This window comes from Mesorhizobium sp. M3A.F.Ca.ET.175.01.1.1, assembly GCF_004791945.1.
Lineage (GTDB): Bacteria > Pseudomonadota > Alphaproteobacteria > Rhizobiales > Rhizobiaceae > Mesorhizobium.
Map to the genome: position 1 here is coordinate 120382 of NZ_SRTP01000009.1, position 14749 is coordinate 135130.

General features: G+C 63.9%; 16 protein-coding genes and 1 tRNA gene. 9 read left to right on the top strand and 8 right to left on the bottom strand.

The features are described 5' to 3' along the window. Nucleotides 1–5: 5 nt before the first annotated feature. The gene (hisN, locus tag EN818_RS20515) at nucleotides 6–779 is read right to left on the bottom strand and encodes a histidinol-phosphatase (RefSeq protein WP_095806278.1); all 774 of its coding nucleotides are present in this window, start codon (nucleotides 777–779) and stop codon (nucleotides 6–8) included. Between the two features lie 299 nt (nucleotides 780–1078). Further along, entirely contained in the window at nucleotides 1079–2035 is a 957-nt protein-coding gene (locus tag EN818_RS20520) for an N-formylglutamate amidohydrolase (protein ID WP_095806277.1), read from the bottom strand. A 150-nt stretch (nucleotides 2036–2185) separates the two neighbouring features. On the opposite strand from EN818_RS20520, the gene EN818_RS20525 reads away from it, so the two are divergent. Then, nucleotides 2186–2548 carry a response regulator gene (locus tag EN818_RS20525; protein ID WP_129554087.1) on the top strand — a complete coding sequence of 121 codons (363 nt, stop codon included), beginning with the start codon at nucleotides 2186–2188 and terminating at the stop codon, nucleotides 2546–2548. 116 nt (nucleotides 2549–2664) lie between these two features. Further along, a tRNA-Val gene (locus EN818_RS20530) sits at nucleotides 2665–2739 on the top strand. Nucleotides 2740–2847: 108 nt separating this feature from the next. Here the strand turns inward: EN818_RS20530 and EN818_RS20535 are convergent. The 3 genes from EN818_RS20535 to EN818_RS20545 form a co-directional block, all read right to left on the bottom strand. Continuing rightward, nucleotides 2848–3054, bottom strand: a complete 207-nt coding sequence (locus EN818_RS20535; RefSeq protein ID WP_095806276.1) for a hypothetical protein — start codon at nucleotides 3052–3054, stop codon at nucleotides 2848–2850. A gap of 127 nt (nucleotides 3055–3181) precedes the next feature. Then, entirely contained in the window at nucleotides 3182–4657 is a 1476-nt protein-coding gene (locus tag EN818_RS20540) for a hypothetical protein (RefSeq protein ID WP_245420352.1), read from the bottom strand. 362 nt (nucleotides 4658–5019) lie between these two features. Next, the gene (locus EN818_RS20545; protein WP_095806275.1) at nucleotides 5020–5658 is read right to left on the bottom strand and encodes a 2-dehydro-3-deoxy-phosphogluconate aldolase; all 639 of its coding nucleotides are present in this window, start codon (nucleotides 5656–5658) and stop codon (nucleotides 5020–5022) included. Nucleotides 5659–5818: 160 nt separating this feature from the next. Here EN818_RS20545 and EN818_RS20550 point away from each other — a divergent pair, with 160 nt between their 5' ends. The 3 genes from EN818_RS20550 to EN818_RS20560 all read left to right on the top strand — a co-directional run bounded on the left by EN818_RS20550 (nucleotide 5819) and on the right by EN818_RS20560 (nucleotide 8595). Further along, entirely contained in the window at nucleotides 5819–6748 is a 930-nt protein-coding gene (locus EN818_RS20550) for a rhodanese-related sulfurtransferase (protein ID WP_095806474.1), read from the top strand. A gap of 117 nt (nucleotides 6749–6865) precedes the next feature. Next, nucleotides 6866–7597 carry a tellurite resistance TerB family protein gene (locus tag EN818_RS20555; RefSeq protein WP_095806274.1) on the top strand — a complete coding sequence of 244 codons (732 nt, stop codon included), beginning with the start codon at nucleotides 6866–6868 and terminating at the stop codon, nucleotides 7595–7597. 236 nt (nucleotides 7598–7833) lie between these two features. After that, entirely contained in the window at nucleotides 7834–8595 is a 762-nt protein-coding gene (locus EN818_RS20560) for an SDR family oxidoreductase (protein ID WP_095806273.1), read from the top strand. Nucleotides 8596–8606: 11 nt separating this feature from the next. On the opposite strand, the gene EN818_RS20565 is transcribed toward EN818_RS20560, so the two are convergent. Continuing rightward, entirely contained in the window at nucleotides 8607–9791 is a 1185-nt protein-coding gene (locus EN818_RS20565) for a pyridoxal phosphate-dependent aminotransferase (protein ID WP_095806272.1), read from the bottom strand. A gap of 83 nt (nucleotides 9792–9874) precedes the next feature. Here EN818_RS20565 and EN818_RS20570 point away from each other — a divergent pair, with 83 nt between their 5' ends. The 4 genes from EN818_RS20570 to denD are packed head-to-tail and all read left to right on the top strand — an operon-like array spanning nucleotide 9875 to nucleotide 12841. Then, entirely contained in the window at nucleotides 9875–10561 is a 687-nt protein-coding gene (locus EN818_RS20570; protein ID WP_095806473.1) for a GNAT family protein, read from the top strand. 13 nt (nucleotides 10562–10574) lie between these two features. Further along, complete coding sequence (locus tag EN818_RS20575) at nucleotides 10575–11606, top strand: cation diffusion facilitator family transporter (RefSeq protein WP_095806271.1); 1032 nt, start codon at nucleotides 10575–10577, stop codon at nucleotides 11604–11606. Nucleotides 11607–11658: 52 nt separating this feature from the next. Then, the gene (locus tag EN818_RS20580) at nucleotides 11659–11865 is read left to right on the top strand and encodes a hypothetical protein (RefSeq protein WP_095806472.1); all 207 of its coding nucleotides are present in this window, start codon (nucleotides 11659–11661) and stop codon (nucleotides 11863–11865) included. Between the two features lies 1 nt (nucleotide 11866). Further along, nucleotides 11867–12841: a D-erythronate dehydrogenase gene (denD, locus tag EN818_RS20585; RefSeq protein ID WP_135904630.1), complete on the top strand. Its 975-nt coding sequence runs from the start codon at nucleotides 11867–11869 to the stop codon at nucleotides 12839–12841. Nucleotides 12842–12869: 28 nt separating this feature from the next. Here denD and EN818_RS20590 read toward each other — a convergent pair whose 3' ends face one another. Both EN818_RS20590 and EN818_RS20595 read right to left on the bottom strand, forming a co-directional pair. Further along, entirely contained in the window at nucleotides 12870–14072 is a 1203-nt protein-coding gene (locus EN818_RS20590; protein ID WP_095806269.1) for a nickel/cobalt transporter, read from the bottom strand. 7 nt (nucleotides 14073–14079) lie between these two features. Further along, a complete protein-coding gene (locus EN818_RS20595; protein ID WP_095806268.1) occupies nucleotides 14080–14748 on the bottom strand; it encodes a DUF1007 family protein in 669 nt (222 codons plus the stop codon). Between the last annotated feature and the right edge of the window lies 1 nt (nucleotide 14749).

The following is a 14749-nucleotide window of genomic DNA, read 5'->3' on the forward strand; positions in this document are numbered from 1 at the left end:
GCCGATCAGTTCCGCAGCGCGGCCATCGCCGCGGCGTGCAACTCCGGCGTTGCGGCGGCCAGTATGTCGCCGCCATTTTCCGCCGGTCCGCCCTCGAAGGTGGTCACGACACCGCCGGCCTTCTCGATGATCGGGATCAACGCCACGATATCATAAGGCTTCAGCCCTGGATCGGCGACGATGTCGACGCTTCCCGCCGCGACCATTGCGAAAGCATAGCAGTCGGTGCCGTAACGGGCGAGCTGGACCTGCTTTTCGAAGGCATCATAGCGCAAGCGCGCGTCGCCCTTGAACAGCGCCGGCGTGGTGGTGAACAGCGTCGCCTTGGCAAGCTCCGTCGTCTTGCGGGTGGCGAGCCGGCGCGGTCCGCCCGGACCTTCATAGTGCGATCCCGAGCCATTGGCGTAGAACAGCTCGCCGGTGAAGGGCTGCGACATCAGACCGGCGACGGCATCCCCGTCGACCGTCAGCCCGATCAGCGTGCCCCACACCGGCAGTCCGGAGATGAAGGCACGTGTGCCGTCGATCGGGTCGATGACCCAGACATGGCGGCTGGCGATATTTTCGCTGCCGTGCTCCTCGCCGAGGATGCCGTGCTCAGGAAATTCCGCGGAAATCAGTGACCGGATGGCCCGTTCGGCTTCGCGGTCCGCTTCCGTCACGGGATCGAAGCTGGCAGCCTCCTTGTTGGTCACGGCGCCCTGGCTGCGAAAGCGCGGCAAGGTCTCGGCGGCGGCGGCATGCGCGATACGCCGCATGAAGTCGATGCTGATATCCACGTGATTCTCCCGCTTGCAGCAACCTGTCGTTTGCCGCTGTTTCCGGGCTGGGACAAGGCCCTTGGGCCTGCCTAACGCCGCGGCAACTGTTGCCCGAATGCCACGTACGCGTCAACGAATCGCAATTTCCACATCATGTTGAATCAAAAAAGACTGAAGTCGATTGACATTTGTGCATCGCACAATAGTTTTGTTCTTGGACAGGCTGTCCTGTCCATGCCCTCCTTGGGCGTTTCCTCCCTAGACTTCGACCGTGTCGTGAAAACGATGCGGTCTTTTTTTGACCCGCTATCGGCTCATCACTCCGCGGCAAGCGGCAGGTCGACGAAGTGATGGTCGGGCATCGACATGAGGTCGGCCGCAAATCGCGTCAGATCGTCGGCGAGTGCATCGAAGCCGCCTGACTTCTGAAATGTCCGCTCATTCATGTAAAGGCCGCGATTGACCTCGATCTGCAGGGCATGCAGATGACGCGCGGGCCGACCGTAGTGCTCAGTGATGAAGCCGCCTGCATAGGGCTTGTTGTGCGCGACCGTGTAGCCCAGGCCGGTAAGCAGGCCGATTGCCGTCTCGGTCAGCGCCGCGCTCGCCGAAATCCCGAAGCGGTCGCCGATGATGAAGTCCGGCCGCGCCCCGTTGTCGCCGACCCGGATGCTGGCCGGCATGGAGTGGCAGTCGATCAGCACGGCATAGCCGAACCTGGCATGGGTCCGCGTCAGCAACCGCTTCAGCGTTTCGTGATAGGGCTTGTAGACGGTCTCGATACGCCCGACGGCCTCGGCCAGCGGCAAGCGCCCGGGATAGATGTCGAGACCCTCGCCAACCAGCTTGGGCACGGTGCCCAGGCCGCCGGCGACGCGGGCCGAGCGGATGTTGCAGAAGGATGGCACCGGTTCCGCGAACATGCGCGGATCGAGTTCCCAGGGCTCGCGGTTGACGTCGAGATAGGCGCGCGGGAAGTTTGCCGCCAGCAACGGCGCGCCGAGCGCAACGGCGCCACCGAACAGCTCATCGACATAGCAATCTTCCGAGCGGCGGATGGCATTGCGGTCCAGCCGCGCCATGGCAAGGAAGCGTTCGGGATAGTGGCGGCCGCTGTGCGGCGAGTTGAAGAGGAAGGGGACGCGTTGCTCGGCGCCCGATCGGATTTCGAAGGGTGGAACGACCGAAAAATCCTCGGCTGCCGTCTTCAATTTGAACGAACCAGGAAACAGCACTGCATCATGATTTGAAGCCTGCCATTCCGGGGCCCGCATGTCCAGCTTTTCGGTAGCCGGAACGCCCCTTGGAAGTAGGCCTGATACGCCCATCGTTCACTTGATGTTTACCGTCACATCCTCATATACAGGATGGTTAACGGGCTTGCCCGGCGGCAGGCTTGGGGCGGGTGATTCGGACGGGATATGATGGCACGCATTCTGCTGGCGGAAGACGACGAGGATATGCGCCGGTTCCTGGTCAAGGCGCTCGAGCGCGCCGGCTATCAGGTCAGCGATTTCGACAATGGCGCCAGCGCCTATGAGCGGTTGCGCGAGGAGCCTTTCTCGCTGCTTCTGACCGACATCGTCATGCCGGAGATGGACGGCATCGAGCTTGCCCGTCGCGCCACCGAGATCGATCCCGACCTCAAGGTGATGTTCATCACCGGCTTCGCCGCGGTCGCGCTCAACCCGGACTCCAAGGCGCCGAAAGACGCCAAGGTGCTGTCGAAGCCGTTCCATCTGCGCGACCTCGTCAACGAGGTCGAGAAGATGCTGCAGGCGGCCTGAAATATTCGTCGGGCGTCGCATCGGCGGCTCCCGCCGGTGCGGCAAAGCGAAGCTTTCTTTTCCCATTCCTGCTATTGACGCGCCGAACCAAAAATGGTGTATGCGCGGCTTCGGATGGGCGTGTAGCTCAGCGGGAGAGCACTGCATTGACATTGCAGGGGTCACAAGTTCAATCCTTGTCACGCCCACCATCCAGCCAAACCAATTGATCGATAGACGCCGATTGCCGTCTTGTGAGAGCACGGCTACGGCTCCGCCCGCCCCGGCAGGACCAGGGCAGGCGAGAACGGTCTGGCGGCTTATTGCGGCGTCGGATCAGGTGAATGCCCCTGGTTGCCGCCCTTGCCTTCGCGGCAGGGCGCATCGCCCACCCCGCAGCACTTGCCGTGGTAGGTGACGGTCGGCTTCAGCTGGTCGCAGGTCCTTGTGGTGGTTGTCTTGCAGCCGGCCAGTAGCGAAACGGCGACGACGGCGAGGAAGACGTTTCTCGAAACAGCGTAGTTCATATGCTCTCCTTGGTGGAACCGCTTTGGTTGTGCAGCGCTGGGTCGCATGCCCCAAGGAAATGGTTCACGGAAATTTCGAGACGCCGGCGAAAAAAGATGCCGGTGACCGACACGATCGTCGAAGGGATCAGCGCCAGCGCAGCAGGCCCAGCCGCCAGCGCGCCTTCGCCAGCCGGCCCGACCTCGGCTTCTTGCCCTGCGCTGCACGACGCCTGATTTGCCGGAAGATTCGGTTGTTCGGCTCTGCCTCAACCAGCCTCGTCGCCATCTCCAGCGCCTGCCGCGCCTCTCCCGCTATGTCGGCCAGCATGTAGGCCGCGCAGGCCATGGCGTGCGGATGCCCGGCCCTTGCCGCGGCAAGGAAAGCCTCAAGGTCCCTGGTGAACATGCAGCGCCCCCCAACCACCTTGATCAAGAGCTCCAGCATCGGCAGGATCCTCCTGCGCGTCCGGCTCCCGTGTTGGCTCCCCATCAATGATTTCAGCCTGGCCTCGCCGGCAGCATGGTCGCCTTGGCGAAAGCACACCGCGGCGAATTTCAGGTCATAGGCGTCGTTTGCCGGATCCAGCGCCGATGCCCTCTCCAGGATTTCTCTTGCCCGCGCGGGGCTCAGATCGTCTTCCATGGCCAGGAAGGCCCATTGATATCCGAAGGCGGCATCGAGCGGATGGTAGTCGGACCCATGCTTGCGCAACTCCTCGAGGATGATCCCGGAAGCCTGGGAATTGCCGAAAACCGCGGCAGCGCTGGGCACATCACCCATCGCCGACGCAACCGCCGCGTAGATGCTGCCTCCTGCATGGATCTGCTGGCATCTGGCCATCAGCGCCATTTCAAAGAAGGTATGCTGGGTCTCGTCGTTGAATTCGCCGGCGCCGAAATCGTCGGTCCGCCATGCTCCTGTCTCGGCCTTGAGATAATCGAGCGTGGTGCGATCCTGGCCGATCAGAAGCGTTCTCAGTCCCCGGGCTGAAAGCTCCGCAACGATCGCTTTGGCCAAGGTGGACGGGATGGCCTTCTCGGCGAAAACCAGCCGTCGGCGATGATGACCGTAGATGATGTCACCGCTGCGCAGGTGAAGGGCGGCCATTGGGCCGGGGAAGCGGCATTTGCCGGCGGCTTCAAGCGCCTGCCGCACCTCGCGCGAGAAGCCGAAGCTCCGCAGGGCTTCGGATCTGCGGACCGGTTCGGCCCCACCGTCACGGAAGTAGTCGAGGACGTCGAAATGATCGCAGACCCAGCCGCGCAGCTTGCCCTGCCTTGCTACGGCATCGAGGTCCGACGGTGTGAAAGGAGCCCCGCCGAGCACGCCAAATTTGGACGCCTTGATCTTGTCGCCCAGCCAATACCGATCGATGAACTCGGCCGAGAATATCTTTTCGACCACGTCGACCGTGTGGGATTGCTGGTCGGTGACGGCCTTGCTGTTCCAGCTGAAGCCGAAGCGGTAGCCAAGCCTGTCGGCCAGGGATTTGGCGTTCGCCATCGCCAGCAGGCGACCGCCGAGCCCGTCGTCCCTGTTGACGGCGATCAACATCGATCGCGGGTCGCCGGGCGCCTTGGCGAGGATCGCCCTTTTCAATATCGCCGCGAAGCCGTGCATTCTTCTATTCCGGTTTGCTGCCAGGCGGATGCCGGTGAAGGTCCGCCTGAGTCGCCCTTGCTTGTCGCTGCGATAGTGTTGGTGAGAAATTCATTGGCAGATTAAATCGCCCACGTCCCCACCTGGGGAAATTCATGACGAACACTTTATTGGCATCGGTTTCTTGCTCGGCCGCATCGGCTGCGTGGCAGCGAGGCAGGCCGAAACCGTTGTCGTCAACGGGGCATTGCATGACCAGATTGGTGATGCACTCGGCTCACCGCCGCCAGGGAATGTGGAGAAGGTCAAGGTCTGCTGCTGACTGCACCCCAAGCCCGTTGCCAGATCGGCGAAAGGCGGTCGGATTTGCGCCGGGGGAGGGGCTATTTCTTCAGCCTGCTGGCCTCACGCGCAAGCGCTTCGATCTCGTCCCACTTGCCGGCCTTGATGAGATCGTCCGGCGCCACCCACGAGCCGCCGACGCAAATGACGTTGGGCAGACTGAGATAGTCGGGAGCATTCTTGGCGGTGATGCCGCCGGTGGGGCAGAACTTCACGTCGGCGAGCGGCGAGGCGAAGGCCTTCAGCGAGGCGATGCCGCCGGACTGCTCGGCCGGGAAGAACTTCAGGAAGCGCAGACCAGCCTCGCGCGCGGCCAGGATTTCGCCGGGCGTGATGGCGCCGGGCAGAAGCGGCACGGCACTGTCCTTTACAGCATCGAGAAGCTGGCCGGTGACGCCGGGGCTGACGATGAATTTCGAGCCGGCGCGCGCTGCCTCGTCGAACTGCTGTGCGTCGAGAATGGTGCCGGCGCCGACAACAGCCTCCTCGACTTCGGCGGCCACGCGGCGGATCGCTTCCAGCGCGTCGGCGGTGCGCAGGGTGATCTCGATCGCCGGCAGGCCGCCGCGCGCAAGAGCCCGTGCAAGCGGCACGGCATCGGCAACACTTGCGATCTTGAGCACCGGAATGACCGGCTGGCCGTTGAGCAGCGACAGGAGCTTCTCGGTCTTGCTGGGCATTCGCTGGTCTCTCCGTTCCGATCGATTTCAACCGATTAGCAGATGGGGTATCCCAAGTCCACGAAGGCAGGCGTGTCGCGATGTCACGCAGCGGACCGCAAAGCCGGGCCCATTTTCCCCTGCCTTGAAACCGCTTTCAGCACGGTCTAGTGGCATGGCCATGACAACAGCCAAGGAAATTCAGCCGGTCCGCGTCGCCGCGCTTTACAGGTTTGCCCGACTTGAGGGCCTCGAGGCCTTGCGCGCGCCGCTTGCGGCCTTCTGCTGCGGCCGCGGCATCAAAGGCACGCTGCTGTTGGCGCATGAGGGCATCAACGGCACGGTCGCAGGCAGCGAAGACGCGATCGCCGCCTTGATCGACCACCTTCAGGCGATCGAAGCGCTGGCCGGCCTGGAGGTCAAATACAGCGGCGCGGCCGAGATGCCCTTCCATCGCATGAAGGTTCGGCTGAAGCGCGAGATCGTCACCATGGGCATAGACGATATCGATCCTGCGACAAGCGCCGGCACCTATGTCGCGCCGGCGGACTGGAATGCGCTGATCTCGGATACGGATACGCTGGTGATCGACACGCGCAATGCCTACGAGGTATCGATCGGTACATTCAAGGGCGCGATCGATCCGAAAACCGCCAGCTTTCGTGAATTTCCGGCCTGGGTGGAACAGCACCGAGAGGAACTCGAGGGCCGCAAGGTCGCGATGTTCTGCACCGGAGGGATACGCTGCGAGAAGGCCACGGCCTATGTGAAGTCTCTCGGCTTTCAGAACGTCTTTCATCTCAAGGGCGGCATCCTGAAATATCTCGAAGACGTACCCGCCGCCGAAAGCCTGTGGCAGGGGGAGTGCTTCGTCTTCGACGAGCGGGTGTCCGTGTCGCATGGCTTGGCCGAGGGCGAGGCCGAACTCTGCCGCGCCTGCCGGCATCCGCTCACCGTCGAGGACCGGCTTTCGCCGCGCTATGCCGCCGGCATTTCCTGTCCGCATTGCTTCGAGACGCGTTCGGACGAGGACCGCGCCCGCTATGCCGAGCGTCATCGCCAGGTGGAAATGGCTCAAGCGCGCGGCGGCAGGCGTCACATCGGAAGCTGAGCGCCGCAGTTTCACCAAAACGCTTCCCGTCATTGTAATGTCAAAGCCTGAAGCCTACCTCTTGCCGGTCCGACACCCCGCCCGGCGTATTCGGCCGGGCCAATTCTGGAGGCATTGATGCTCGACCCCAAGAAGCTGCTCGACGATCTTCTCGGCTCGCAAGTTCCTGGCACGGGATCGACGGTCCGCGACAAGGCGGGGCAGGCGGTGCAGATGGCAAAGGACAATCCGCTGGCCGCCGGCGCGCTGGCCGCCGTGCTGCTCGGCACAGGCGCCGGCCGGGAAGTGACGGGTGCCGCCATCAAGCTCGGCGGACTGGCCGCTATCGGCGGCCTCGCCTACAAGGCCTACCAGAACTACAAAAGCGGACAGCAACCGGCCCAGGCACCGGCAGCCGGCGAGCCCGAACTGCTGCCGCCGCCGGCCGATACCGCTTTCCATCCCTCGCAGGCGCCGCAGGGCGAGGACGAGTTCACCCTGACCCTGGTGCGGGCGATGATCTCGGCGGCAAAGGCCGATGGTCACATAGACGACGAGGAGCGGCAAAAGATTGCCGACAAGCTCAAGCTTGCCGGCATCGGCGCGGAAGCGGAAAAGTTCCTGATGGACGAGCTCGAGCGCCCGCTCGACCTCGACACGCTGGTCGCAAGCGCCAAGACCGACGCACAGAAGCTCGAACTTTATACCGCCTCGCGCCTCACCATCGATCCCGATACCCGCACCGAGCGCGGCTATCTCGACCTGCTCGCTGGCCGCCTCGGCCTGCCGGACGCGCTGGTCGACCATGTCGAGGCGACAGTGGCGGCTGCCAAGGTGCCGGCGGGAACCTCGCCCAATCCGCGCTGGTAGCCCAGCTTGGTAAACGCTGGAGGAGAGCCTTTTCCGGTCGTTAAGCCTTGGTTAACCCCGCAAGCGCATCATTCTAACCAGTCGGACCGGCTTTCCTCCTCCCAAGCACGGTTCAGATCAGGGCGGTCGACAATGACCGCCCTTTTTGTCGGCCCCTGTCGACAACAGCTGCTTGCCACGGCCCGCGTCATTTGCGATGCCACACGTTCTTCCAGCAATGACCCGGGAGCACGTCGATGACCGCCATGCCAGAGAAGACCGCTATCGTCACCGGCGCCGGCACCGGCATCGGCAAGAGCGTCGCCACGGCGCTGCTTACGGCTGGCTGGAACACGGTGTTCTGCGGCCGCCGCAAGCAGGTGCTCGAACACGCGATCGCCGAGGCGGGGAAGACAGAGGCCAAGGCGCTGGCCGTTGCCTGCGACATCAGCAAGGCCGACCAGGTCGATGACATGTTCGAGACCGTGCTGGAGGCTTTCGGGCGCGTCGACCTGCTCTTCAACAATGCGGGCATGGGCTACAAATCGACGCCGATCGACGAAATCCCGGTCGAGGTCTGGAACGATATCGTCGGCGTCAACCTCACGGGCTCGTTCCTGTGCGCCCGCGCCGCCTTCGGCGCCATGCGCCGGCAAAAGCCGATGGGCGGCCGCATCATCAACAACGGCTCGGTCTCGGCCTATGCGCCCCGGCCGGGCTCGGTGCCCTATACCGCGACCAAGCACGCCATCACCGGGCTGACCAAGACACTGGCGCTCGACGGCCGGCCCTATGACATCGCGTGCGGCCAGATCGACATCGGCAATGCGCTGACCGACATGGCGCAGGCGATGACGGTCGGCGTGCCGCAAGCCAACGGCTCCATCGCGGCCGAGGCGGTGATGGATGTGCAGCGCGTCGCCGACGCCGTGCTCCACATGGCGAGCCTGCCGCTCGACGCCAATGTGCTGTTCATGACGGTGATGGCGACGAAGATGCCCTTCGTCGGGCGCGGATAGCGACCCGGCGCTTATTTCTTCAGGAAGGCCTCGATCCGCTCCAGCGCGCGCAGGATGTTCTCCTCGGAATTGGCATAGGAGAGCCTGACATAGCCTTCGCCGAGAATGCCGAAATCGGGACCGCCGATCAGCGCCACGCCGGCCTCCTCGAGCAATGCCGCGGCAAGCTTCTTCGCCTTCCAGCCGGTCTTCGACACGTTGGGGAAGGCATAGAAGGCGCCCTTGGGCGTGATGCAGGAAACGCCGGGCAGCGCATTCAGCCCCTCGACGACGATCTTCCTGCGGTTGTCGAAGGCGCGCATCATCTTCTCGACATCGTCCTGTGGGCCGTCGATTGCGGCGATACCGGCATACTGGCTCGGCGCGTTGACGCAGGACCAGCAATTGACCGCGAGCTTGCGAACCTTGTCGTAGAGGTGGGCGCCCTTCTCGCCGTTCGGCCAGATCGACCAGCCCATGCGCCAGCCGGTCATCGCCCAGGTCTTCGACCAGCCGTTGAGGACGATCAGCCTGTCGCGGATTTCCGGAAAACCAAGCAGCGAGCAATGCATCTCGCCGTCATAGGTCATGACATCGTAGATTTCGTCGGAAAGGATGGCGACTTGGCGGTGCTTCTCCAGCCCCTTGACCAGCTTCTCGATCTCGGCGCGCGGCGTCACGCCGCCGGTCGGGTTGGCCGGCGAATTGAGGATCAGCAGCCTGGTGTTCGGCGTGATCAGCGAGAGCGTCTCCTCGGCCGAGAAGGCGAAGCCGTTCTCCTCGCGGATCGGCACCGGCACAGGAGCCGCCCCCGTGAACTCGATCATCGAGCGGTAGATGGGAAAGCCGGGATCGGGATAGAGGATCTCGGCGCCCGGTTCGCCGAACATCAGGATCGCGGCAAACATGGTCGGCTTGCCGCCGGGCAGGATCATCACGTTCTCGGGCGACACCTCGACGCCGGTGGTGGTCAGCGTTCGGCGCGCCACCGCCTCGCGAGTGGCGAGCAGCCCGTTGGCGGGCGTGTAGCCATGATGGCCGTCGCGCAACGCCTTGACCGCCGCCTCGACGATATGCTGCGGCGTCTTGAAGTCCGGTTGGCCGATGCCCAGGTTGATGATGTCGCGGCCCTGCTGTGCCAAGGCCGTGGCGCGCGCGAGCACCGCGAACGCGTTTTCCTCGCCGAGACGGTCGAAGGCCGCAATCGTGTGGAGCATTTTTCCCGTCCCTGTGGTTCTTTCTGTGAGCGAACGTTTTTGTGAGCGTCCGCTGGCAAATGTCAAACGGATTGGAGTTCCCGGTGCCCGAAAACCTCAAGGATTGGCAGCCGCGCCCGCGCCCTGAGCGCAAGGCGCTGGAGGGTCGCTATGTCAGGCTCGAGCCATTGAGCGCTGCAAGGCATGGCGACGGGCTGTACGAAGCCTCGTCGGTGCCCGATGCCGGGGGCCGCTTCGCCTGGCTGCCGGATTATCCGCCGGAAACCAGAGCTGCGTTCCAGCCCTGGCTGGACAAGGTCGAGGCGAGCGAGGATCCGCTGTTCTTCACCGTCATCGACAAGGCAAGCGGCAAGGTCGCCGGCCGCCAGACGCTGATGCGCATCGATGCCGGCAACGGCGTCATCGAGATCGGCAACATCTATTGGGGGCCGCTGATCTCGCGCAAGCCGGCGGCGACCGAGGCCCAGTTCCTGTTCACCAAATATGCTTTCGACGAACTCGGCTATCGTCGCTACGAATGGAAATGCAACAACCGCAACGAGCCGTCGAAGCGGGCGGCTGAGCGTTTCGGCTTCAAGTTCGAAGGCATCTTCCGCCAGCATCTTGTGGTAAAAGGCGAAAACCGCGATACGGCGTGGTATTCGATCATCGACAAGGAGTGGCCGGCGTTGCGCAAAGCCTATGAGGCCTGGCTCGATCCGGCGAATTTCGACGGCGATGGCCAGCAGAGGCGGCGGCTCGAAGATTTCCGCGCCGGGCTCGGGGCGTAACAGGAGTTCGGCGATGGCGCACGACGATGAACGACATGACCACGCCCCACATGACAATGACCACGCCTCACATGACCACGCCTCACATGGGCACGGCCATGGGGCCGGTCACGTGCATGGCGCGGCCGACAAGAAGCGGGTGCTGATCGCTGCTTGCCTGACGGGCGGCTTCATGGTTGCCGAGGCGCTGGGAGGCCTGCTGACGGGATCGCTGGCGCTGCTTGCCGATGCCGGCCACATGCTGGCGGACGCCATCGCGCTCGGCCTCGCCTGGTACGCCTTCCATCTCGCTGGACGTCCGGCGACGGGGCGTCTCACCTACGGGTTCGCGCGGGTCAAGACTCTGGTCGCCTACACCAACGGCGTCGCCATCTTCGCCATCGCGCTGTGGATCGTCTATGAAGCGTGGGGGCGGCTGATCCATCCCGCGCCAGTCTTGGGCGGGCCGATGCTGGTGGTGGCGCTCGCCGGCCTGCTGGTCAACATCGCCTGCTTCTTCGTGCTGCATGGCGGCGATCGCGAAAGCCTCAACATGCGCGGCGCAATACTGCACGTGCTGGGCGACCTGCTGGGATCGGCCGCGGCAATCGCGGCAGCCCTGATCATCCTGGCGACCGGCTGGACGCCGATCGACCCGATCCTTTCCGTGCTGGTTTCACTGCTGATCCTGTCGACGGCATGGTCGCTGATGCGCGAGGCCGCCCATGTGCTGCTAGAGGGCGTGCCGGCAAGCCTCGACAGGGATTTGATCGCCAAGGATCTGGAAGGCGCCGTCAATGGCGTGCGCGAGGTGCATCACATGCATGTCTGGTCGCTCGACGGAACCAGCAACATGGCGACGCTGCATGCCTGCCTGAACGATGGTGTCGACGCCTACGCCGCCGTCAGCGCCATCAAGAAGCGGCTTGCGGCCATGCACGGCATCGATCATGCCACGGTGGAGCCTGAGTTTGGCCAATGCACCGACAGCCATGACGAGCACGGCCACCATCATGACCTCGACCATTCCCATGATGCGCCACGCGATCGACGCCACTATCACTGATGCCCAATTCCATGATGATGCCGAACGGCCTCGAAGCGAGGAGCGCCTGCTGATGGATCGCGAGACGCGAAACGCGGCGATCGCCGCTGGCTTGATACTGCTGCTGTTTGGCCTTGCCGCCTATTTCCTGCCGACTGTCATGCTGGCCGCCGGAAAAGTATCAACGGTCCTTGCGGCTGTCATCGCCGCAATCTTCATGGTGGGGCTATTCGTGGTTCTGTGGCTGCGCGGGCGCAGCCAGCGCAAGAAGGGTCTTTGACATGAGAATTCATATCACGGGCGCGGCCGGCATGGTCGGCCGCAAGCTGACCGCGCGGCTGGCCAGGGACGGGATGCTGCGCGGGCGCAAGATATCGGCTCTCGACCTGCACGATATCGTGCCGCCGCAGGCGCCGGCGATCGAAGGCGTGGATGTCTCAATTCACACCGGCGATCTCGCGGCAGCGGGCGCGGCGACAAGCCTTGTCGCCTCACGCCCGGACGTGATCTTCCACCTTGCGGGTGTTGTCTCGGGCGAGGCCGAGGCCAATTTCGACCTCGGCTACCGGGTCAATCTCGACGGCACGCGCGCGCTCTATGACGCCGTGCGGCTGGCGGCGTTTGCGCCGCGCCTGGTCTTCACCTCGTCGATCGCCGTGTTCGGGGCGCCGTTCCCGGACGTCATCCCGGACGAGTTCCACCCGACGCCGCTCACCTCCTACGGCACGCAGAAGCTGATCGGCGAGGCGCTGCTTGCCGACTATACGCGGCGCGGCTTCTTCGACGGCGTCGGCATCCGGCTGCCGACGATCTGCGTGCGTCCGGGCAAGCCCAACAAGGCCGCTTCCAGCTTCTTCTCCGGCATCATCCGTGAGCCGCTCAGCGGCCAGGAAGCGATCCTGCCGGTGCCGCGCTCGGTGCTGCATACGCATGCCAGCCCGCGCTCGGCGGTGAACTTCCTGATCCATGCGGCCGAGATCGACGGCGATGCGGTCGGGCCGCGCCGCAACCTCACCATGCCGGGTGTCGCGGTGACGGTCGGCGAGCAGATCGAGGCGCTGGAGCGCATCGCCGGAGCCGAGGTGGTGAAGCGGATCCGCGAGCAGCCCGACGAGACGGTCTGGGCGATCGTGAAAGGCTGGCCGACGCGATTCGAGGCGCGGCGTTCGCGGGAACTGGGTTTTGTCGCCGAGAAGAATTTCGACGAGATCATCCGCGCCCATATCGAGGACGAGCTGAGCGGGGAGATCGGCTAGCTAAAGCGGAGTCGCAGCGTCCGTGTGTTCAGGCGCCGCCGCTAAGGCTCGCCGACAAGAGCAGCAGCCCGACCATGAAGATGAAGGCGGCGCCGCCGATCTCGACGATCGAATGGATGCGGTTGCCAAGGCGTCCCTCGCCGGCGAAATAGACGGCCCAGTTCTTGGCCGTCACGGCGAGCGTCGCGAGGGCCGAAACGGTAATCGCGGTGCCGATCGACATCGCCAGCACCGACAGCAGGCCGCCCATCCAAAGCCCGTTGAGCAGCGCGAAGCTCAGCACGATCAGCGCACCGGAGCAGGGACGGATGCCGACGGCCGCCACCGCCGACCAGGCCGTGCGCCAGTCGAAGCGGTCGCCCGAAAGCAGCGCCGGGTCCGGCGCGTGCGAATGGCCGCAGGTGTCGCAGACCTCGCCGGGACCATGGTCATGATGATGACCAGCATGATCGTGTGCGGAATTGTCGTGATGGTGGTGCGCGCTGCGGTCATGGACCTCGTGACTGTGCGCATGCCCTGCATGATCATGGTCGTGATGCGCGTGCAAGGCATGGACATGGGCCGCATGCGCATGCGCGTGCGAAGGGCCTGCATGCGAGTGCCCGGCGTGCGTGTGCCCAGCATGCGAATGGCCGGCATGGGCGGCCGACAGGCTGTGGGCGTGGCGGGCGCCGAACAGGCGCAGGATGGCCGGGCCCGCCTTGCGCCAGAGCAGCCAGGCGCCGAAGAGGGTCACCAGCACATAGCTCGAGATTTCGAGGAACCACGCCGCATCGGTCATCGACACCGCGGTGCCGCGCAGCACGAAATAGGCAAGCACCATGACGACGACCGCCGTGAGACCCTGCAGCAATGCGGAGACGAAGGACAGCATGATGCCGCGCTTCAGCGCCACTTCGTTGGCGACCATGTAGGAGGAGATCACCGCCTTGCCGTGGCCAGGCCCGGCGGCGTGGAAGATGCCATAGGCGAACGAAAGGCCGACCAGCAGCCACAGCTTGCTGCCGTCCTGGCGCATCGCCTTCATGGCGGCGGCAAGCGAATGATAGAATTCCTGTTGCTTGAGATTGATCCACATCAGGACATGGGCGAACGGACCGGTGGTGCTGGGAGCCATCCCGTCATTGGTGCCGATGCCGAGCGAGCTCTGAGCGTGGGCGACGCCGGCAGTATGCGTCATCACCAGGGTGGCGGCCGCAAGGCCGACTGCCAAGCGCAGCGATGGTCTCATCACCGGGTCATCCTTCTGGCTGGCAGTTCAGTTCGAGCTTGGTGGCGAAGATCTTGCTCATGTCGGTGCCGGTCGGATCGTTGAAGAAGGCTTCTGTCAGGGTCTTTTGGTTTTCCTTTATCGCTTCGTCGGGATCGGGACGGACGACCTTCTTGGTGCAGGTAGATGGCAGGCCCTCCACAGTGAGGTTGGCGTCGTCGGTGAAGTCGATCGCGGTATAGAAGGTCGGATCGTAGACGCCGATGTCGATCTTGCCGGCGAGCTTGATCGGCGTCTTCGGCTCGGATTCGAACAGGATGATCAGCTGGTCATTGTCGAAATTGGCCATCAGATGCGGCGGCGGAACCATCGGCACGTCCTTGCCGTCCTGGGTGACAAGCTGGAAATAGTTGAACTCGGCAAGCGAGGAATGGACGGTGTCGGCCACTTGCTTGAGCTCGTTGTCGTCAAGCTTCAGATCGGAGTTCTTGTCGAACTCCATCATCACCGTACTCGAAAAAAGGTCGTCGAAACGCCAGAGATGGCGCAACGCTTTCACAGTTTGGTGATCTTCACCCAGAATGACGTCGAGGCGGGCTTCGGCAAAGACATGCGGATGCACCTCGGCAGGTTCGACCGTGGTGAATGTTGCGGCAATGGCCGAAGCCAGCATGGCTGCGTGCCGTTTCAAGTTCATT